Genomic DNA, 19,755 nt, shown 5'->3' on the forward strand with positions numbered 1-19,755 from the left:
GTGGATTGGGCTGGCCGCAGCTGCTATTCTATGGTGAGCTGAGCCTCAACCGGTGGATCTCCGTCGGTTCCTTCCCTCCTACCCCACTCGCTTTCCGCTATGCCACGAAAACAAAAAAAACTGTTGAACAACGTTAATCGTCGCAGCTTTATCAAGACCACAACGGCCCTGTCGGTCGCAGCAGGCGTATGGAGTGAGTTACCGGCTGCGGAATCGGACTCAGCGAACGAAAAGTTGAAGGTGCTTTGTGTGGGGACGGCCAATCGTGCGGCAGAAGACGTGCGTGGTGTCCAGGGAGAAGAAATCATCGGCATCTGTGACGTCGATTCGAATTACCTCGATCGTGCAGCAAAGACATTTCCTGATGCGAACAAATACGCAGACTATCGCGAGATGATCTCGCAAGAAGCCGACAAAGCTGACGCGATCGTGATTGCGACGGCCGATCATAATCACGCACCTGCGGCGATTCGAGCGATCCACGCGGGTCTGCATTGCTACTGTGAAAAACCGTTGACCCACACGGTTCAAGAAGCTCGGATCCTCACCGAGGCGGCTCGGGCAAGAGGTCTTGCAACGCAATTGGGAACGCAGATTCATGCCCAACCGAATTACCGCCGCGTCGTCGAGATGATTCAGGCCGGTACGATTGGCGATGTGAACGAGGTTCATGTTTGGGTGGGCAAAGGATGGGGCGGTGGCGACCGCCCAGCGGTGGGTCAGGAACCGCCAGCGAATTTGAATTGGGATTTATGGTTAGGCCCCGCGCCGGAACGTCCTTATGCGGCCGGTCGCTATCATCCGGCGCAGTGGCGACGATGGTGGGATTTTGGGCAAGGAACGCTCGGCGACATGGCATGTCATTACATGGATCTTCCCTTCTGGGCGCTCGACTTGAAGTACCCAATCGCGTGTGAGGCCGAGGGTCCTGAAGTTCATCCGGAAACGTGTCCGATGGGATTGACGGTCCGCTACAAGTTCCCAGCCCGTGGTTCCAAACCAGCCGTCGACTTGACTTGGTATGACGGCGACCGCACTCCTCGTGAAGTGGCCGGTGAGCGCGTTCCCGGCAGCGGCGTCATGTTCATCGGTTCGGAAGGCAATCTGTATGCGGATTACTCGAACTACAAACTGTTTCCAATCGATAAGTTCGTCGGTTTTGTCCCTCCCGAAAAAACGATCCCCGATTCGATCGGCCACCATGCCGAGTGGATCAAAGCGTGCAAGGATGGATCGCCGACGACTTGCAACTTTGACTATTCTGGGCCGTTGACCGAAGCGGTCTTGTTGGGGAATGTCGCCTATCGAACGGGCAAGTCGTTGGATTGGGATGCGACCCAGCTTAAAGCGACCAATTGTCCCGAAGCGGACATGTATTTAGCGAAAGAATACCGGCCTGGCTGGGAAGTGGCTTAGGGGCAGCGTCCGTGGCAGCGAAGTCGGTTCGGCTTCGAGTTTTGGCAGTGGGTCGCTTTTTCGACTGTTTTGCTACAATGGCCTCGGTCTCTCCTTTCGTTCCGCCGCTTCTAAAGAAACGCATGTTGCTCTGTTCGCTGCTTGTTCGACGCTTGCTCACTCTGCTTGCCGTGCTTGGCATTGGCCTTGCATGCGATTCACTCGTTTCGGAGGGGATGGCCGCCGACGAAAGGGTGCCTGCTGCGCAGGTGTCCGGCATCAGTCAGAAACAGCTCGGACAAGTGCGCCAATGGATTGAGCAACTTGGCGCCGATGAATTTGCGGTTCGTGAACGTGCGGCGTCCCAATTGGTCGAAGTGGGATTGCCCGTCTTGCCTTTGCTTCGTGAAGCGTTTGCGGAGACCCGAGACCCAGAAAAACGTCTCCGTGCTGAACAATTGATGCGTCAGTTGAAAGCGGGCGACTTGCAGATCAAGATCGACCGGTTCTTGGCAGGAAACGAGGTGTCGTTTCAAGGCTGGGAACAAACGCAAGGGGTGATGGGCGATTCGCTCGGTGTCCGTCAGCTGTTTGTGGAGCTGATGGTCGCACATCCCGAGGTTGCCATGTCGTTGGCAGGGACACCACGCGACCAGTATGTCGCGATGGAGGTGGCCGTGGGGCGAGTTGAAACGCGAATGCACGAACAATTGAAAGCTCCGACTCGGGCGGATGCAATCGCTTTGCTGTTGCCTGCGAGGGATCCCAAGGTGCCGGTTAGCGAAGCCGTGGAAGGCTTGATGTTGACGGTGCTGAATCAGGCCGCTGCAAACATGCTGCATAAGGATGTTCAAGTGGGTGGCCCGTTTGATGAGGTGGTGGCAGATTGGATCAATCGCAGCAGTGTCAACAATCGAGCGGAAGTGCTCTTTTTTGCTCAAGAATGGCGTTTGGCACGGGTGCTTCCCCTTGCGCGTCAGACCTTGTCGGAAGCCTCGGCAGTTCAATCCCTGGGGATCGCAATGCAGTACATTGCTGTCTTCGGCAGTCCCCAGGATGGCGAGCTTGTGGCGCCCTTCTTGGAAGATTCCCGGGTGCTCAGCGAGCAGGGCGGGTATGGAGTCGATCCGGTCGAAACCCATTTACAAGACGTGGCAATGGCAACGATTGCGATGCTCAACAAAGTTAAGCTCGATGCGATTGGATTCGAAGGTGCCACTCCACATCCGCTGCGAGGTTTTGTCTTTGAAGAAATCGGCTTTGCTGCCTCCAAATCGCTGAAACGAAACGAGATCCGCCAACGCGTCAAGAAACGACTCGAAGGTGATTTGCCCTCCGAGCAGTAGCTCGCAAATCGCAGCTTCGCCGCACGGCGGCCATGTCTCTGCCAAACACTACGGTGTTTGCCATTGAATATCACCCTTGCGTTGACGCGCTTCCCATTTCTTGATCGCTTGCGCTCGCCGCAGCGAACTATCTTGTTCTGGGCGATAGCCCAAGGTGGCCCCGTCAGTGATGCGACGCAGGTTTTCGAGTGCCAGAGCGCGAACCGCCATCGAGGGAGAATCCAAGCTCGCGACCAGTTCGGCATCTCCTCCTTCACTCAGCTGCTTCGGTGAATAGCCCACTAACAACTGATACAGTGCCCTTGCATTTGCCGAATCCATTCGACTCATCGAATCGCGAACCCTTTCGGCCGACTCGGGGTCATGATCAATGACCTTGGTGAGCGCTTGATAGTGGTCGATCCAATACAATCGCTGCTCTGGGTTATTCAACATTCCGTCACCCCCGAAAAACACATCTGCTCGGCCTAAGGACAAGAGTGTCCGTGCTGCCAAGGCACCGACTTCCGCACGGCGAAACATGGTCGCTTCCAAGAGTGAAAGCTCAGCGGGTTGACCCTCAACCATCAAGCTGAGCAAAGCGTCTCGCGCCGATGATTCCAAGCTTCGGTCGTTTGGATCGGGAGTGAGAATCCAATCGGGCATCGTTTCCGCCGTCGAGGTGACAGCGGGTTCGATCCCTCGTTTGATCCATCGCTGTCCGGTGGTTAACGACGTCGACTCTGCAGCCAACTGAATCTCGGCTTCTCCTTGCGGCACGAGCACCCCGATGGTAGTCAGATGGTTCTCAGGAACACTCGGGTCGAATCCCGGAGCACGAAATACGGCGACGGACAAGGCAACGAGTGTTTCGATACTGGGGAAAGTGATTGACATTTGCGATTCATCGACAACGATCTCTGCCGTGGATCCCGCCTTGGTGGCTTCTAAGAGGACGCGGCCTTGCAGCAGGTGCAAAACCGTCTGTTCCTCACCACCGCCGGTCCATTTCACCCGCGCCGGACCGATCATCGTCACCGCGACATCGGCTGTCGAATCAATCCGGCACCGATACGTTGGTGAACAAACCACGTTCTGGCCTGGTCCCACCACGTCACTGCGATTTAGCGGGGTCGGTGTCTCCGCCTCGTCGAGGACAAAGACAAGTCCCGAGTCACTATTGACAACCGCGATGCCCAGCTTTTCCTCGGCGGGAGGCTCCGCTGGTACCGTATCGGTTGCGGTTTCAGGCTGCTCCTCCGCGCTGTTGTCTAACACGATTTCTTCGGATGCGGGTTTTTCCATCTCGACGGTTGGCGGAATGGGCGGCGCGTTGGCATCACTCGAATCGGTCTGCTCTGAAACGCTCGAATCAGCCACTGCCGATGGTGATGTCTTTGCCTGGTCGACGTCTTCCATCACCACCGCGGATTCTTGATCTGGCCCAGCTGATGCATCAAGATCCGCTTGAGGTGTTGGCATCGGTAATTCCTCCGCATCCGGCAGTGCCGCCACGTCGGATGGATCCGATGGGGTTTCAGGCTTGATTTCTTTCGCCGGTTGCCCCACGGGAACCATCGGCGGAGAGTCTTTGGCGCTGACTTCGATTTCAGCCGTCGTTGAGCTGCTGGCGGAATCGGTCTTGCTCGGTTGGACGCCTGAGGCACCATCGTCGGTCGAGGGGGAATCAACCGTGTCGTTGTTCTGCGCTAGTTTTCCACGGTCAAGCAAGGGCTCAAAGATCTGCACCAGAGCAAATAGCAGCAGCCCAGCGAGGGCCAGCGACACCAGCCATGGTGCGATACGGCTCGTGCGGATGGACCCGCCGTAAAGTTGAGCCGCCTCGAGTGCCGAACGGGGGCGGCTTCCGGCTAAGCTTCCCGCCCGCACGGCATCAGACGCAGCCGCTTCATCGGATTGGCGGATTCGGGTCGGAGCATCTGCCACTCCGGAGTCGCCTGGGCCAACCGGTTGAACCGCATCGGGACGTTGCCCGGCGTCAAGCGTTTCCGACGAATCGGCACCTGCCGCGCCCGGTTGGAGGGAAGCGTCTAATCCCGCCAAGTCATGCACCGCACCGTCGGGATCGACACTGGGTAGCGTCACCGACGAAAAACTTCCTGCCGCGGCGATGTCCGCGATTTCGCGATCGGGCAGCGTGTAAATCCGCTTCCGCAACTCGGGGCTGACCTCCGCTGTTTTCCCCAAAACCATCGTCAAAATTTGGTGGCAGGCCGCAGCTTCTGCTAGCTGGGTGTCGGATTCCAGGCAAGCCCGCTCGATCTCGGCCACCTGTTCGGCCGGCAAGGTGCTGTCTAAGAACTCACTGATCGCGTTCGCTTCTTCAACCGGTCCTGCTGCATCGGGGGCCGGTGCTCCGAGATCGCCGCGGGATACCGAGGTTCGAATTCGCTGAACCAATTGCCCGGCGAAACCACTTTCGGCCACCTTGGTCCGCAGGGTCTCGGCATCAGCAGGATCAAGGGTATTGTCAAGATAGGCCAGCAGCGTACGGAGTGTCAGTCGCATTGTGGATGTCTAAAAACAGGAACAGGGAGGTATTTAGGAGTCGTTCACTGCTTTAATTGTGGCGCGACAGGGTACTGTCCGTTCAGAAAAACCGGAAAATTTACCGAGCCGCATTCGATGCGTGCCCACCGGTCTCTCCGCGTGGGGCTGGTGGGTGTCATGCACTGCTACCAAAACCCGCGTTTCAACAGCTCTCCGTCGGCTCGGTTCCCCAATTGCCGAAACAACTCGGTATCAATCGTTTGGGTCAGAAAACGGACGGAACCATCGGCGAAGGCAAAATTGCCACCGCCGATGTGACAGCTTGCAAACCCGCCGACTTTTAACGATCCCGTTTCAAAGCCTTTGACGACACCGGCTTCCACTTGGTCGCTGCCACCGATGGGGGAGCCGGTATTGCGAAGTGACGCTCGCGTGCCTGAGGCCCATCCAAGCGACTCATACGCGGGGAGCATTTCACCGACCAAAATGGTCTGCGAACTGCCATCCAAAATATCCGAATAGCGAATCCGGCTGTTCAGAAATAAGAGTCCGTTGTTATCCTCGTCGATCGGGGTTTCGGTGGAATGATGGCAACCGGCGTAGTCACTCAGCCCGACATGTGCCATTCCTTCACCCGGTTCTGCCGCCACCTTGACTCCGATATCCACCCACGGGCTCGATGGACACCGATACGTTGGTATCTGCAACGCTCGAACCGGGGCATTGACCGAAGCATAAACCCCCGCCTTTTGATCAAACCGTTTGTAGGCGGCTGTTTGTTCAAGGAAAGGCAAGATTTGAAGGGTCCAACTGACGTGCGTCCCGATCGGTTCGTTACGGATCGGTCCCGTATCATTGGTGACTCCCGACGGCAAGCGTTCATGGCTAAATTCATGATTGTGCATGGCCAATCCAATCTGAACGCTGTTGTTCAGACAGCTCGAGCGGCGAGCTGCTTCGCGAGCCGCTTGGACGGCTGGTAACAGCAACCCAACCAATACGCCAATGATCGCGATCACGACTAACAACTCGACCAAAGTAAATGCCAAAGGGGCACGTCTCATTCTTTCTCTATTCGGACTTTGCATCTTTGGATGACTCCAGTTTTGGGGATGCGGACAAGGTAAAGGTGTGACTTCGCTGAGTTCGGCTGGCTTGTGGCGTAAAACGATCGTCCGATGCGGCGGACAACCTGGCCGTGACGTGAACCCGGTAATCCTCGGACGTTTCCGTAGGGTCGACGACGATTTCCGCTTCAGCGATGGGCCATCGTTCGGTGAGCTCTGTGGCAATCCAAGTTTCGCCTCGGTACTCGGGTGATTGTTCCATCCGGCGAACCGCTCGGTGGACAGCTGCATCGAGCAGCCATTCCGTTTGCAACATCTGCTTGCGCATTTGCAACTCTCGTTGTGCCACTCTCGCAGAGCGAACCGCTGCCACCGCCAAACTGGTGGAAACAAGCAAGCAAACCATCGCAGCGATCAGGAAAGAGCCCTTGGGGGAAGACGATCTCATCGGGGCTTCTCCGCTGGTGTCATACGATCGGCCAATCGCCCCACGTTAGCGATTCCACGTCGATCGATTCTCGGCTTCTCGTTTTCGAAAACACATTGAATGACCACTTCCGCTTGCTGCTGGTCCGACGTCACGGCAAATGCTGCCGCAAAGGACTTGGCCAGCAGGTAGGATTCACGCCGGACTCGGCCATCAGGTCGAGTTTCCATGCGGTCGACCTGCTCGGTTTCCACCAAGTAAGTGATTTGCTGTTCGTCGGGCGTAATGATCTTCATCCCGTTGGCAACCGTTTCGATCGATCGGGCATGATGGACGTCGTCGCGGAAATGCTGGATCAATCGCTGTGTGGTCCGGTTTTGATCCGATCGTTCGTCCGAGATCGACTTGATCCTCATCGATTGATGGACCAAACCGACGGCCAAAACCATCAAGGAAGTGCCAACGGACATCGATACGACCATCTCAATCAACGTATGACCGAGGCAAGCTTTGGTGGTCACTGGGGCGTCTCCATGGTTGGAGTCGATTCGTCAAGGGTCTCGACCCATCCGGTCAGTCGAATCGGCTCGGGGTCGCCCATGCGATGCCAATCGATGGAAACCTGGATGCAGCAGGGTTGACGAGATTCGCCCAAAACTTCAGCTTGGACGATCACTTCCGGTAATCGGCCAAGGACCAAGTCGGATGCCGTCACCTTGCTGACTTCGGTCACCAACTCGTCGACGGGTAGGCGGACGAGGTGTTCAAGATGGTTGGATAGTTCGTCGAGAGCGAGTTGATGCTCTCGAGTCTGCATCCACGTTTGGCCACTGCGCACTGCCAACGGCGCGGCGACCGCCATCCCTGTGACCACGAGTGTCGCGGCAACAAGCAACTCGGTAAGGGTAGAACCTGATCGACACTTCATGGTTTGGCCAAGCTTTCAATCAAGTGGGTTAGAAACTGGAAATAGGAAAATCCGATCCAAAGGACGATGGCTGCCAATAGCAGCACGACCGCAGGTTGTACAAGTTGGGACCGTTTCTCGCGCGATCGGCCCACTTGTTCGCTTTTCCACGCCGCCAAATGGCGAAGGGTCCAAACGCGGTCGGGTTGAGTGTTCATTTTTTCGATCGCAATCGATTCGGCATCTGTAATCAGGTTTGCATCCGCCAAACTTGCCCAGGGCGGCGTTCCCTGTTCGACTTCGTTGCGAGCAAGTAGCAACTTTTGTCGGACACTCGAATCAAAGTGATAGCGGCCAAGGGTCGAAAGAGATCCGGCGATGGGGCGACCGGCTTCAAGGCTGTCGGCTAACAAACTCATCAGTCTCGCGGAACGCACTCTGGCGATGGAACCGACCCATCGTGAAGCAACGACGCGGCGTAGGTAGCGGCGAATCGGCCCCGCAAACAAAAGGATGCCCAATGCCACTGCGACGACGACGACGACATGAGCGTAGTTGACAAGGTACTCGCACGTCGCGACGAGCGATCGAAACGCCCACGGAAGTCGGGGATCTGGACTTTCATCGAGAATTTCGGAATTCAATTCTTCCATGACCGGTGTGATAAATGTCATCAAGAACACCAGAATCAATGCAGCGATCGCCGTGATCGCTGCCCCATAGATCATCGATTGACGAAGTCCAAGTTGTAGGCGGTTCTCCGTATCGTCGCGTTGATCGACCAAACGCTCGAGGGTTGGTTCGATCGTGCCGCATTGAGTGGCAAAGCGGATCGCTAAGACCGTGTCGTCATCGAGCACGTCGGGAGTCTGCTCCAGTGCATCGATCAGTGACATTCCTTCACCGAGTCGATTGGCAAGCCGTTTGAGTTGACGGCGGTAACCCCCTCGATGTTCCTCAGCCAAATTGCCAACCAATACCGCCGTGTCCAGTCGCTGCTTCCACGCGACGAAAAGGACTCGTAGCAGGGCTCGATGCTGTGCCACGCGAGTGTCGCCAGAGAACCGTGTCGAGATCCTCCAGCGGGGACAGAGTCGATGTTGCAATTCTGTGATGCTGGGAAAGTAATGGGTGAAGATGTCGGACATTAGCTCAACCCCGAAACGAGACTGACGAGCGGCGCAAACAGCGAGATGATGACAAAGAAGACGACCAAACCGACCACAAGGGTTGCAAGGTGAGAAGCAAATCCTCCCGTCCAGGCTGCTCGATAGGCGAGTCGCTCGCGATACATCGCGGATAGCTCTCTCAATAGCGGCACGCTGGGTTCGCCGCAGGGTCCCGCGTTGATGGCATGAATCACGTTCGCGGGCAACTGTTTGGCCCAAGTCGCATCCGAGATGGGGTCATGGGTGGTTTGGCAATGGTTTGCGAGTCGATAGGAAAGAGTGCGGTAGTAACGGTGCCCACACTGATCGCCAGCAAACCGAAACGCCTCGTCGGTTGACGCTCCGAGGTCGAACATGTCAGCCAACATTGCCGTCATGCTGGCCATCGCTCGGACACTCGAGGAGTTCCCAACGAAGAAAAAGCCCAGCAAACCACTCGACAATGCGTAGTGGTTCCACACTCGCACCGCGAAATAGGTGATCGCGGATGCCGCGGCCATTCCCACCAGGGTGACAAGCGGGGCGTCACTCAATTGACTTGATATCCACAGCAACAACTGTGTCGACGCTGGCAAACGAATGCCAAACTCTTCAAACATGGAACGAAAACTGGGTACGATCATCACACTGATGGCGGTCAGGACCAAGAAGGCCAAGACGATCACGGTGATCGGATAGACCCAAACACGTTGACGTTGAGTGCGAAGCTGTGTTTCCTCGGCCGCATGACGAATCGCATCGCTAAGCGTTGCGGAAACCTTCTCGCCGCTTGCGACACTTGCCAAATGGGGAAGCCACGCCAGCGTCGACGGGTCTTGTACGAGCTCCGCTACGGTCGTGCCACCTTCCAGCCGTTTGGCGAGTGCTTGCAGTTCGCGACGACTACTGCCGCTTGGGACTTCATCTGCCAGGGCGAGCAACGCAGGCACAAGTGATTGACGGTGGGTCAACACTCGTGAGGCATGGGCTTCAATGGCAGAGGACATGGGATGGGACCTAAGCGGGACGGCAAGTGGTGGTGTAAGAAAAGCTTCGAGAGTTCAAGACTCACGTCAATGCTTCGAGGAAGTGCAGCCAAGGCAGAAACAACGCTAACGCATAGGCGAGGACGATAGCGCCACCAACAACGGAAGCAGCCACCGCGGGGACGACAAACCGCCAGAGCGTGGCAATGTATGCCGCTTTTTGCTGATAGGTTTTCGCAACAAACTGCAGGGCTCGGTCACGAGGTTCGCCTTCAAGATCACCTTGTACCGCCCATCGCAGCAGTGGAGGCATCGAGTCGGTGGTACGACCTGACATCAGCAATGCGTCATCAAGTGAAATCTCTCGTTGCATGAGATTTGCAAGGTGACTCGCCGTGTCCGCGTTGTCGCAGGCGTCTTGGTACCGTTTTCCACCCGGAAAGACACTCCAGACGATCTGGTTTGCGTGCTTTCGCCAAAGCCAAACTGCAGCAGCAAATCCTGCTATCAGCAGCAAGAGCCAGCCCCAAAACGTTTCCCGTGCGAAGGTCAAAAAGGCTAACGGTCCATCGCTCAGACCCAACGACCCAAAGTACGCTCGTATTCGTGGTGCGGCGGCAAAAATCAAGTAGATGAAACCAAGCAGCGCAAGTGCAAAAACTAAGCCTACCTGGAAGAACCATCGCGATAGATTCATCGTCAGTTCGCGTTGTGTTCGAGCGGGTGTGGTCAGCATGTCGAGGGGCACCGTCGCATCCGCCGTGCGCAGCAGGGTCAACGCAGCTTGTCGATAACGGTCTGGGATCAGGGCTTCATGTTCGATAGCGTGTGCGACCGTTTGCCCCCGAGCGACCGCGAGCGTCAAGGCTGCATTGATCTTCTCGACAGAACTCGTGACCGATTCTGATGCCGAAGCGCCGCCAAAATCAATCGGGATCCCCGCAGCGGACAATCCGAGAAGTTGGTCGTTCCATGTCAGAATGCGATCGAGGGGTTTCGAGGTGGTCTGCATTGTGTTGCGAAGTTGGGGAGGCCGGTTTGGCGATCAACGCCAGGATCAAACACTCGGTTTGGCTACTCACCCGAACAATGCTTCGGCGGCAAGGATTTGTCTAACAAAACGAAAAAGAAAAGCAACCAATCACGCTGACTAACTGGACAGCGCGCGTTTTGTGAGCGGCAAGGCGCTAGCCGCCGGTTATGCCCACGAAATACCGGCGGCTATCGCCTTGCCGCTCAGTCCGAGATTGATTCGTAAGATTACGGAAAATCGCCACACTAAGTGGCGCTGGTCAATTAAGCCTTGAGCGGTGACAAGAAAACCAATAGCACACATCAAAGCCACCGCATCCAAGGGATGTGGCACAAGCCAAGACATCCGAGTTAGGGAGCGGTTCCAAATTGCTCGGCCTGGTCCCTGCGCCATTGGCTAAATGCTTCGTACATGCCCCATTGCGGCCCCACATTCGCTTGCAGGGAAAACGCGGATGCTTTTTGTTGCAATTCCGATGAGGTCGGTCCCTGGAATCGCGGCCGGTAGGTGTCAAGAAACCCCAACACGGGAACGCTGACCAAAAACAGCAGCATGGCGCAAGCAAAGAACCTTCCCAGCGTTTCTTGAGCCTTCAGGTTCTCGCATTGTTGCTGGGCAGCCTCGAGCGTGCGCGGGCGATGGTCTTCACTCGGGTGAACGTACCGACCCGCCGATTGGATTAACCGTTCCAACTCGGTCGGTGCCTCGTGGTGATGGCTGAACCGCTCGGGTCGATGAGAATCACTCATGGATCACCTCCGCGTCCGAAGAACGCAGTTTGCCCGAGAGTTTCTCGATCGCGTAGCGGTAGCGACTTGCGGCGGTTGAGGGGCTCACTTCCAGCACTTCCGAAATCTGAGCAAACGTCATGTCTTCCCAGATTTTCAGTACCACCACTTCGCTTTGCTCGGTCGGCAGCGATCGCAGTGCGGACCAGACGGCTCGTTGCTGGTCTTCGATTTCGATCGGGTCGCTTGAACGCCGAGTCAATAAGTCTGAAAGGTCACCCAGCAACGACCATCGTTTCTTTTTCCGCAGAATCAAGAGCGACTCATTTCGGACCATTCGCAGCAGGTAGGCCCACGGACGTTCCGCTCGGCACAACAATCGCGGCTCTCGGGCCACCCGTACCAAGGCCGCCGAGACAGCGTCTTCGGCATCGTGCTGGTTTGCGGTGATCGTCGTCGCGTAGCGCACTAACCGCTGGGCGGTTAAATCATACAACCCCGCAAGTGCGGCAGCACTGCTTTCGGCAATCCGTTCGGCGCGACGTCGAACTTGGTCGGAAAAACTGTCAAAGGTGGCCATTAACCGTTAGAATGCGCCACGGAAGCCGGTTTGTCTAACCATTTGAACCTTTTTGACCAACTTTTCGTAGATCTTTGCACGATCCTCCGAACCTACTCGCTTCCCCCCCCCTGTTCTGCATATCTTTCGGAAAACGATCCATGGCCCCGAGCTCTGCAACGGATACAAGACCAGCGGTAAAAAAAAAGAAATATGTTCGCGCCGTAGGACCTCGGTTGCGAAAACTGTTGTACGTGGTGTTCGTTCTCGTCGCATTGTTGTTTGCGAATTCAGGCTACCTCGCCAGCATCACGCTGATGGAGTGGTCTCGTAACGAAACCTATCAAGACTATTACTACCAGTACATGTTTCTTGCACATCTTGTGATGGGCTTGTTGCTGGTTTTGCCCTTGGTGGTTTTTGGCTTCATCCATATGTGGAACACCCGCAACCGCCGCAATCGGCGTGCACTGCGTATTGGTTATGCGCTGTTTGCGGTCAGTGTGACGGTGTTGGCGACGGGGATTTTGTTGATGCGGGTGAGCGGTTTCGATTTGAAGCAACCGATGGCACGCAGTACCGTTTACTGGTTGCACGTCGCTTGCCCACTTGCGGCCATTTGGTTGTATTGGCTGCATCGCCTCGTCGGTCCGAAGATCAAATGGAAGGTTGGCTTCGGGTTTGCTGGCGTCGCCGCGGCATCGATTTTAGGTCTCGTCGTGATGCAAATGCAGGATCCTCGACAATGGAACGCGGTGGGGCCCGAATCGGGGTCAGAGTACTTTAAGCCTTCGTTGGCCAGGACATCGTCGGGAAACTTCATTCCGGCGAAGACGTTGATGCAAGATCAATACTGCATAAAATGCCACGCCGACGTTCACCAGCAGTGGAGTGACAGCGTTCATCGTTTCAGTTCGTTTAACAATCCACCCTACTTGGCGAGTGTCATCGATACTCGAGCGGTGTCGATGCAACGCGATGGGAATGTCAAGGGAGCACGCTTTTGTGCCGGTTGTCATGATCCGGTCCCCTTCTTTTCTGGGGCGTTTGATGATCCTGACTTTGATTTGTTGAATCATGACACGGCCACCGCCGGGATCACTTGCACGGCTTGCCATGCGATCACCCATGTCAACGGTGTCCGCGGCAATGGTGACTACACCATCGAAGAACCACTGCATTACCCGTTTGCCTATAGCGACAACTCGGTGCTGCAGTGGATCAACAACCAGTTGGTCAAGGCCAAACCGTCATTTCACAAAAAGACCTTTCTGAAGCCGCTGCACAAGACGGCCGAGTTCTGTTCGACGTGTCACAAAGTCCATTTGCCCTACGCGTTGAACCACTACAAAGAGTTTCTTAGAGGTCAAAACCACTACGATTCGTATTTGTTTAGCGGCGTATCAGGCCATGGCGCAAGAAGTTTTTACTACCCCGCTCAGGCAGAGCACAATTGCAACCAATGCCACATGCCCTTGAAGGAGTCAGACGATTTTGGAGCACAGAGGTTTGCCGGTTCCCATTCGTTGAGTGTTCACGATCACTTGTTTCCGTCAGCCAATACGGGCATCTCGTGGTTGAGAGATCGTAAGGAAGTGACGGCGGCCCACCAAGCTTTTCTGAAAGATAACTTACGAGTTGACATCTTTGGACTTCGCGAAGGGGGTGAAATTGATGGGAAACGGATCGCGCCGCTGCGTCCCGCTGTCCCCATGCTGAAGCCGGGAAGCAAGTATTTGCTCGATGCGGTCGTACGGACCCTGAAACTTGGCCATCATTTTACCCAGGGAACGACGGATTCGAACGAGATTTGGATTGATGTGAAGGTGAGTGTGGGGGACCGTGTCATTGGACGTAGCGGAGAAGTGAATGCCGACAAGCAGAACGAAGTGGACCCGTGGTCCCATTTCTTGAACGTGTTCATGCTCGACAAGAACGGACGACGTATCGACCGACGTAATGCGGAGGACATTTTCACGCCCTTGTACAATCACCAAATTCCACCGGGGGCGGCCCAGACGGTTCACTATGAACTTGAAGTCCCCGTTGACGTCGACGCGCCGGTGAAGGTCGAAGTGAAAGTGTTGTACCGCAAGTTCGATCAGTTCTATATGAACTTCGTTGCCGAGAAGATGCAGACACTTGGTCAATCGATTCGCGGCCAACAACCAGGAAAACCCTATCTCAACCAACTGCCGATTACGACCCTTGCCAGCGATTCAATCCTATTTCCCGTGGAGGGCGTTGCGGAAACCGTCGAAAACGCGGACAGTGAAATCCCCGTTTGGCAACGCTGGAACGACTACGGGATCGGTTTGCTGCTGAAAGGGAAAGCGGAACTGCGGCAAGCTGAGGAAGCTTTTCTCGAAGTTGAAAAACTCGATCGTTGGGATGGCCCGTTGAATTTGGCGAGAGTCTTCAATACCGAAGGGCGATTGGATGACGCGGTCGATGCGCTGAACCGAGCCACTCGGTTTCGTGAGCAGGCAGGGTTTCCGCGTTGGACTTGGGCATGGTTGTCGGGCGCGGTCAATGCCCAACAAGGCCGACTCGAAGAGGCCGAATTGAACCTTCGCAGTGTGCTCGAGGATCGCACCGAAGAGATGCAGCGACGCGGCTTCGACTTCAGTTTGGATATCGAAGTGATCAACCTGCTGGGCCGAACGCTTTTTGATCTCGGCAACGTTCGCGCTCGGCAAGATCGTGCTGACCAGGCAGAAGCTTACTACGGAGAAGCGGTTTCGCGGTTTGAACGGACGCTGGCGATTGATCCCGAAAATGTCTCCGCTCATCACAACCTGCAACAGTTGTACGAAAAGCTCGGTGACGAGGAAAGGTCCGCGTTCCATCGCCAAGCTCACTTAAAGTACAAACCCGATGACAATGCACAGGGACGGGCGATCCGCTTGGCGCGAGAGCGATACCCCGCGGCGAATCATGCGGCCGAAGCGGTGGTGAAGTACTCGCTGACACGCTCTATCGCTCAGCCCTAAGTCGACCTCTTTTGAAATGGCACGTTGGCTTGTACCTGACTCACATGGAAAGTATCGAATCGTGAATCCCAATCCTGACCACGATCCACGAGACCTCGAAACCGAACATCATGATGATGCTGTGATCGGACGAGCGTTCCGGAGTTCGCTTGCGGCGATCGTGGCATTGTTTGCAGTGGGAGGGGGGATCGCCTATTTGGTTTCCCGCCCCGAACCGCCACCGGAGCTGAAGCAGACACGGTTGGCTCCGGTGCGAATCCGTGAAATGCCAAAGGTAGAGATACCGACGGTCTCGTTCACCGACGTAACGAAGGAAGTCGGGATCGACTTTGTCCATAATAACGGTGCGACGGGGGAAAAGTTGCTGCCTGAGACGATGGGTGGCGGCTGCGCGGCCTTCGATTTTGATAACGATGGCGATCAAGATATCTTGTTCGTCAACTCGAAGGATTGGCCTCAGACGCCATCGGGGAATCCGCCGAGCACGATGGGGCTCTATCGGAACGACGGCGGGAAATTTACCAACGTGACGGTTGGCTCAGGTCTGGATGTTTCGTGCTACGGAATGGGAACTGCGGTCGGCGACTATGACAATGACGGTTGGGTCGACGTCTTCATCACCGCGCTGGGGCCCAACCACTTGTTTCGAAATCTTGGTGATGGCCATTTTGAAGAAGTCACGTCAACGGCAGGGTTGGCCGGCGCTGACGATGCATGGAGCTGCGGCGCAGGGTGGTTTGATTATGACAACGATAGTGATCTGGACTTGTTCGTTGGCAACTATGTCAAATGGACTCGCGATTATGATGTCTCGCAGAACTTCCAACTCGTTGGTGGGGGCCGTGCCTATGGCCGACCTCAAAATTTCGAGGGTGTGTTTCCATACTTTTATCGCAACGACGGTGGCGGGAAGTTCAGCGATATCTCCGAGCAAGCGGGCGTCCAAGTTCGCAATCCGGCAACGGGGGTCGAGCAACCCAAATCGCTGGGCGTGACGATTTGCGACGTCGACGATAATGGGACACTTGATTTGATCGTCGCCAACGATACCGTGCAAAACCTGTTGTTCAACAACACCGGCGACGGCAAATTTCAAGAGTATGGCGTGTTGTCGGGGATCGCCTTCGATTCAGGCGGAAATGCGCGTGGTGCGATGGGGATCGATGTGACCCCGTTTCGTGACAACAAGGCAATCGCGATAGCGATAGGAAACTTTGCCAACGAAATGACAGCGATGTTTGTTTCGCGGAAAGGAAAAATGCAGTTCTTCGATGAAGCCGTTTCGACGGGGCTCGGGCCGAGTACGCGACTCGAACTGACGTTTGGTATCTTCTACTTCGACTACGATCTGGATGGCCGGGTGGACTTGTTCTGTGCCAATGGACATCTCGAAGACGAGATCAACCGAGTGCAGCCGAGTCAACACTACGAACAACCGCCTCAGTTGTTTTGGAACGCGGGTGCGCAATACGGCACGGAGTTTTTAAAAGTGAATCGGGAACATTGCGGAGACGATTTACTTCAGCCGATGGTGGGACGTGGTGCGGTTTATCTGGACTATGATCTCGATGGGGATCTGGATGTCTTGATCACATCGGTTGGACGCAAGCCGCGTCTGCTGCGCAACGAATTGACGCCGGGTCAGCATTGGTTGCGATTGAAATTGGTGGGCGATGGCTCAGCGGTCAACCGTGATGCTATCGGTGCCTGGGCCGAGGTGATCGTCGGGGAAAAGACGTACCGTAAACAAGTGATGCCAACTCGCAGCTATTTGTCGCAAGTCGAGTTGCCCGTCACGTTTGGGCTCGGTGACACGGATCAAGTGGAGAATGTCGTGGTGCAATGGCCCGATGGCCGGCGGCAAGAATTTGGGCCACTGCAGGTGGATCAGGTTCACCGCTTGGTGCGGTGATGCACTCAGACCATTAACAGGTTTTCGGCGACATTCCAGGTGATGGATGCCATTTGCGAAACGGGAACTCGCATTTGTGGGATCCCAGGAACCGCCAACGGGCGAGCGATCTGGTTTTCCTGCACCGTGGCATCCAATCGTTCTCCGTCAGCGTCGACCAAGACGGGTGCCGCGTAATTATCGGGCGATCGGCGAATCACGGTCGCTTGCTGTCCACTACGCAACTCGACCAAACTGCCGAGCGGAAACATGGATTCGGTCTTGAGGAAAGCGCGAATGACTTGCGGATCGAAGATCCCGCGTCCCGCATGATGCAAAATTAATCCAAGCGCATCGTGAGGCAAGATCGCACAGCGGTTGCTTGCGGGAGTCGTCAACTGCAAGTAGGCGTCGACCACGTTGAGCACCCTGGCGTACAAGTGAATCCGTGGCCCTCGCAAAGCCCGTGGAAATCCCGATCCATCAAACTGTTCATGAACTTGTTGGATCGCTAACTGCACACTATGGGGAATGTCTCGCAGATTCGCGATGCTGTCCTTCGAGATGAGCGGGTGCTTTTCATATTCCCAGCGATCCTCAGACGACAAGTTTGAACTTGGATCACGAAGCTTTGGATCCATGACCAGCAAACCGATGTCATGCAAGAGTCCCGTGAGACCAATTTCGAGCGTCGTTGGACCATCGAGTCCCATCTCGGTTCCCACGGCCATGCCGAGCACTGCAAACCGTACGGATCGGCGCGTCAAATCGTGATTTGCGTCCGGGCCACCAATCACACCAACGGTTTGGTCGTGGTCGTCAAGCATGGCTCGAGCGTAGGCTTCGGAGATCGTGGTGATCGGATTGATGGAATGAGCGTCATGGTCGAGCAACATTTGTTGGAGTTGATCGAAGCGCGCTCGCGCGCCGACGAGACCTCGTTGCAAGGATGCGGTCCGCTTCTCACTGAGTGGCTCGTCAAAACGATTGATCAGAAACTCTTTCAGCGCCACGTTCGGCTCCCAAACACCTGTAAACCCTGACGGGGTTTCTCGCTGGGGTTTCGCCGCTGCCTTGGCTCCCGAGCGTGGGTTCCCCGTCAGCGCTGCGAGGTCGCTTGGGTGGACTTCGATCGAGCTAACGTTCCGGTCGAGTAATCCGGCGATCACTTGTTCGGTGATGCGTGTACCGGAACCGAGCAGCAGGATGCCGGCGTCATCTTCGATCGCATGGCTACAGGTTACGCCGGGACGTAACTGATCCACCGAAACAGAAACTGACCCCATAGTTGACATCGCCCTCATGTCCTACGCGTGGATTGCAACAAGCTCTTGTGGGACAGCGTGCTGTCCAGCTATCAAAACCTAAGTCGCGTTCGAATCCTTGCCAAACGTCGTCTTGCTACGGGGCTCGGGTTCGCCGGTAATTGAGGCGTTTTAGCCGGTCGTTCCGATCAAATGGAGGGGAGTCGTGAGGGTCATGACGATGGCGCCAGCCGAATCGGGTGCGGCGTGGAGTGCGGGGTGCCAAAGCGAGGCCCTGTTTTCTAGAATGGAAAAATGATGGCAACAGGAAAATCGCAGCGAGCAACAGCCGACGTGGTCGTGGTCGGTGGCGGGATCGTCGGCTTGGCAACGGCGATGCAGTTGATTCAGCGCCATGGCGCATTGTCCGTGACGGTGGTCGAAGCAGAATCACGCGTCGCAGGACACCAAAGCGGCCACAACTCGGGGGTGCTGCATTCGGGGATTTACTACAAACCGGGTTCGAATAAGGCGAAAACCTGCCGCGCGGGCAAGGCGGCGATGGAAGCGTTTTGCGACGACTCTGGCATCATGTGGGATCGCTGCGGCAAGGTGGTCGTTGCAACCAGCGAGTTGGAACTTGCTGGACTCAATCGCATTGCGGAAAACGCGACGGCCAATGGCGTCGAGTTCGAACGCATCGATACCGACCAGCTTCGACAACTTGAACCTGCTGCTGCCGGAATTGCGGCCTTGCATGTGCCAGCGACGGGGATCGTCAATTATGTCGACGTCTGTGCCGCCATGCATCGATGGATTGTCGATCACGGAGGCAAGGTGGTCTTAGGATTCCGGGTTGCCAAGATCCATCCGACAAAACGATCGATTCGTGTTTCAAGTTCGTTAGGGTCTGAGATGGATTGCGGCCGTCTTATCAATTGTGCGGGGCTGCAAAGTGATCGGGTCTTACAATTGGCCGGTGGCCAACCGAGCGTTCGGATTGTTCCGTTTCGTGGCGAGTACTACGAATTGAACCAAGGCAGAGAGTCGTTGTGTCGCAACCTAATCTACCCGGTGCCTGATCCCGCTTTCCCCTTCCTCGGTGTCCACTTTACTCGGATGATTGGTGGTGGAGTCGAGTGTGGCCCCAATGCGGTGTTAGCCCTATCGCGACACGGATATGACTGGAAGACCATGAATCCGAAGGACCTGGCGGGGACGCTTCTGTACCCTGGTTTCCTAAGGATGGCGAAAACCCATTGGCGGATGGGGGTCGGTGAAATCCATCGCTCGCTCCGCAAGACTGCTTTTGTGCGAGCGTTGCAAAGGTTAATTCCTTCGGTGAACGCGGCCGACCTGAAACCGGGACGCGCGGGGGTTCGTGCACAAGCTGTCGCACCGGAGGGCGGGTTACTGGACGATTTTTTGATCGAACCGACGGAGCATGCCATTCATGTGCTGAATGCTCCCTCGCCGGCCGCGACCGCGTCGATCGCGATCGCGGATCAAATTGTTGATCACTTTGAAGCGATGTGAGCAGG

The 19,755-nt window shown here is 55.9% G+C and carries 16 protein-coding genes; 5 read left to right on the forward strand and 11 right to left on the reverse strand.

Annotation, left to right across the window (positions count from 1 at the left end; genetic code table 11):
* Positions 1–99 precede the first annotated feature (99 nt).
* Positions 100–1,416, forward strand: a complete 1,317-nt coding sequence (locus Poly41_RS25275) for a Gfo/Idh/MocA family protein (protein ID WP_146530149.1) — start codon at positions 100–102, stop codon at positions 1,414–1,416.
* 122 nt (positions 1,417–1,538) lie between these two features.
* Entirely contained in the window at positions 1,539–2,741 is a 1,203-nt protein-coding gene (locus Poly41_RS25280) for a hypothetical protein (protein WP_231615919.1), read from the forward strand.
* 48 nt (positions 2,742–2,789) lie between these two features.
* Here Poly41_RS25280 and Poly41_RS25285 read toward each other — a convergent pair whose 3' ends face one another.
* The 10 genes from Poly41_RS25285 to Poly41_RS25330 all read right to left on the reverse strand — a co-directional run bounded on the left by Poly41_RS25285 (position 2,790) and on the right by Poly41_RS25330 (position 12,107).
* Positions 2,790–5,249, reverse strand: a complete 2,460-nt coding sequence (locus tag Poly41_RS25285) for a hypothetical protein (protein ID WP_146530151.1) — start codon at positions 5,247–5,249, stop codon at positions 2,790–2,792.
* 167 nt (positions 5,250–5,416) lie between these two features.
* On the reverse strand, positions 5,417–6,295 hold the full coding sequence (locus tag Poly41_RS25290; RefSeq protein WP_146530152.1) for a DUF1559 domain-containing protein: 879 nt from the start codon (positions 6,293–6,295) through the stop codon (positions 5,417–5,419).
* Positions 6,296–6,302: 7 nt separating this feature from the next.
* The gene (locus Poly41_RS25295; protein WP_146530153.1) at positions 6,303–6,746 is read right to left on the reverse strand and encodes a hypothetical protein; all 444 of its coding nucleotides are present in this window, start codon (positions 6,744–6,746) and stop codon (positions 6,303–6,305) included.
* Entirely contained in the window at positions 6,743–7,246 is a 504-nt protein-coding gene (locus Poly41_RS25300) for a PulJ/GspJ family protein (protein WP_146530154.1), read from the reverse strand. The genes Poly41_RS25295 and Poly41_RS25300 overlap by 4 nt, the downstream gene beginning before the upstream one ends.
* The gene (locus Poly41_RS25305) at positions 7,243–7,653 is read right to left on the reverse strand and encodes a pilus assembly FimT family protein (protein ID WP_146530155.1); all 411 of its coding nucleotides are present in this window, start codon (positions 7,651–7,653) and stop codon (positions 7,243–7,245) included. The genes Poly41_RS25300 and Poly41_RS25305 overlap by 4 nt, the downstream gene beginning before the upstream one ends.
* Positions 7,650–8,780 (reverse strand): type II secretion system F family protein, encoded by a 1,131-nt coding sequence (locus Poly41_RS25310; protein ID WP_146530156.1) that lies wholly within the window; start codon positions 8,778–8,780, stop codon positions 7,650–7,652. Before Poly41_RS25310 ends, Poly41_RS25305 begins: the two co-directional genes overlap by 4 nt.
* Positions 8,780–9,787 (reverse strand): type II secretion system F family protein, encoded by a 1,008-nt coding sequence (locus tag Poly41_RS25315; protein WP_146530157.1) that lies wholly within the window; start codon positions 9,785–9,787, stop codon positions 8,780–8,782. The genes Poly41_RS25310 and Poly41_RS25315 overlap by 1 nt, the downstream gene beginning before the upstream one ends.
* A 61-nt stretch (positions 9,788–9,848) precedes the next feature.
* Complete coding sequence (locus tag Poly41_RS25320; protein ID WP_146530158.1) at positions 9,849–10,778, reverse strand: hypothetical protein; 930 nt, start codon at positions 10,776–10,778, stop codon at positions 9,849–9,851.
* A 371-nt stretch (positions 10,779–11,149) separates the two neighbouring features.
* Positions 11,150–11,548, reverse strand: a complete 399-nt coding sequence (locus Poly41_RS25325) for a hypothetical protein (protein ID WP_146530159.1) — start codon at positions 11,546–11,548, stop codon at positions 11,150–11,152.
* Positions 11,541–12,107: an RNA polymerase sigma factor gene (locus Poly41_RS25330; protein WP_146530160.1), complete on the reverse strand. Its 567-nt coding sequence runs from the start codon at positions 12,105–12,107 to the stop codon at positions 11,541–11,543. Before Poly41_RS25330 ends, Poly41_RS25325 begins: the two co-directional genes overlap by 8 nt.
* Before the next feature lie 140 nt (positions 12,108–12,247).
* Here Poly41_RS25330 and Poly41_RS25335 point away from each other — a divergent pair, with 140 nt between their 5' ends.
* Both Poly41_RS25335 and Poly41_RS25340 read left to right on the forward strand, forming a co-directional pair.
* Positions 12,248–15,079 carry a multiheme c-type cytochrome gene (locus Poly41_RS25335; protein WP_146530161.1) on the forward strand — a complete coding sequence of 944 codons (2,832 nt, stop codon included), beginning with the start codon at positions 12,248–12,250 and terminating at the stop codon, positions 15,077–15,079.
* A gap of 16 nt (positions 15,080–15,095) precedes the next feature.
* On the forward strand, positions 15,096–16,991 hold the full coding sequence (locus Poly41_RS25340) for a CRTAC1 family protein (protein WP_146530162.1): 1,896 nt from the start codon (positions 15,096–15,098) through the stop codon (positions 16,989–16,991).
* 5 nt (positions 16,992–16,996) lie between these two features.
* Here the strand turns inward: Poly41_RS25340 and Poly41_RS25345 are convergent, their stop codons facing one another.
* A complete protein-coding gene (locus Poly41_RS25345; protein ID WP_197231621.1) occupies positions 16,997–18,256 on the reverse strand; it encodes an HD-GYP domain-containing protein in 1,260 nt (419 codons plus the stop codon).
* A gap of 273 nt (positions 18,257–18,529) precedes the next feature.
* On the opposite strand from Poly41_RS25345, the gene lhgO reads away from it, so the two are divergent.
* Complete coding sequence (gene lhgO, locus Poly41_RS25350) at positions 18,530–19,750, forward strand: L-2-hydroxyglutarate oxidase (RefSeq protein WP_231615920.1); 1,221 nt, start codon at positions 18,530–18,532, stop codon at positions 19,748–19,750.
* The last annotated feature ends 5 nt before the right edge of the window (positions 19,751–19,755 follow it).

The sequence above is a fragment of the Novipirellula artificiosorum genome (assembly GCF_007860135.1).
Taxonomy (GTDB): Bacteria; Planctomycetota; Planctomycetia; order Pirellulales; family Pirellulaceae; genus Novipirellula_A; species Novipirellula_A artificiosorum.

Excerpts from the sequence above, each read along its gene's own strand:
- Poly41_RS25315 (WP_146530157.1), bottom strand. The coding sequence starts at position 9,787 with ATGTCCTCTGCCATTGAAGCCCATGCCTCACGAGTGTTGACCCACCGT.
- Poly41_RS25305 (WP_146530155.1), bottom strand. The coding sequence starts at position 7,653 with ATGAAGTGTCGATCAGGTTCTACCCTTACCGAGTTGCTTGTTGCCGCG.
- Poly41_RS25295 (WP_146530153.1), bottom strand. The coding sequence starts at position 6,746 with ATGAGATCGTCTTCCCCCAAGGGCTCTTTCCTGATCGCTGCGATGGTT.
- Poly41_RS25335 (WP_146530161.1), top strand. The coding sequence starts at position 12,248 with ATGGCCCCGAGCTCTGCAACGGATACAAGACCAGCGGTAAAAAAAAAG.
- Poly41_RS25345 (WP_197231621.1), bottom strand. The coding sequence starts at position 18,256 with ATGGGGTCAGTTTCTGTTTCGGTGGATCAGTTACGTCCCGGCGTAACC.
- Poly41_RS25340 (WP_146530162.1), top strand. The coding sequence starts at position 15,096 with ATGGCACGTTGGCTTGTACCTGACTCACATGGAAAGTATCGAATCGTG.
- Poly41_RS25310 (WP_146530156.1), bottom strand. The coding sequence starts at position 8,780 with ATGTCCGACATCTTCACCCATTACTTTCCCAGCATCACAGAATTGCAA.
- Poly41_RS25275 (WP_146530149.1), top strand. The coding sequence starts at position 100 with ATGCCACGAAAACAAAAAAAACTGTTGAACAACGTTAATCGTCGCAGC.
- Poly41_RS25285 (WP_146530151.1), bottom strand. The coding sequence starts at position 5,249 with ATGCGACTGACACTCCGTACGCTGCTGGCCTATCTTGACAATACCCTT.
- Poly41_RS25330 (WP_146530160.1), bottom strand. The coding sequence starts at position 12,107 with ATGGCCACCTTTGACAGTTTTTCCGACCAAGTTCGACGTCGCGCCGAA.
- Poly41_RS25280 (WP_231615919.1), top strand. The coding sequence starts at position 1,539 with ATGTTGCTCTGTTCGCTGCTTGTTCGACGCTTGCTCACTCTGCTTGCC.
- lhgO (WP_231615920.1), top strand. The coding sequence starts at position 18,530 with ATGATGGCAACAGGAAAATCGCAGCGAGCAACAGCCGACGTGGTCGTG.
- Poly41_RS25320 (WP_146530158.1), bottom strand. The coding sequence starts at position 10,778 with ATGCAGACCACCTCGAAACCCCTCGATCGCATTCTGACATGGAACGAC.
- Poly41_RS25290 (WP_146530152.1), bottom strand. The coding sequence starts at position 6,295 with ATGAGACGTGCCCCTTTGGCATTTACTTTGGTCGAGTTGTTAGTCGTG.
- Poly41_RS25325 (WP_146530159.1), bottom strand. The coding sequence starts at position 11,548 with ATGAGTGATTCTCATCGACCCGAGCGGTTCAGCCATCACCACGAGGCA.